Below are 255 nucleotides of genomic sequence, written 5' to 3'. Positions count from 1 at the left end.
TACCGGAAGGTGCGCCTGGATCACCTCCTTTCTAAGGAGTAAAAAACAATCAGGACTGCTATCCATTTTTGAGTGGCGACCCGAAGAATGAAGAAAGATTTAGGATGGGTCATTGAAAAATGCATAGGGAAAAGATAGAGGTGAAGGTGATAAGGGCACGCAGTGGATGCCTAGGCGACAGGAGGCGAAGAAGGGCGTGGCAAGCTGCGAAAAGCCCGGGGGAGCTGCAAGCGAGCGAAGATCCCGGGATACCCG

The 255-nt window shown here is 52.2% G+C and carries 1 rRNA gene; it reads left to right on the top strand.

Going from position 1 to position 255, the window contains the following annotated elements:
- Nucleotides 1-139: 139 nt before the first annotated feature.
- Nucleotides 140-255 (top strand): 23S ribosomal RNA (locus EO083_RS09820); the annotation flags it as partial.

This window comes from Thermosipho globiformans, from assembly GCF_003990895.1.
Taxonomy (GTDB): domain Bacteria; phylum Thermotogota; class Thermotogae; order Thermotogales; family Fervidobacteriaceae; genus Thermosipho; species Thermosipho japonicus.
The sequence above is the reverse complement of the archived record's forward strand: the minus strand, read 5'-3'. Positions and strand labels throughout refer to the sequence as shown.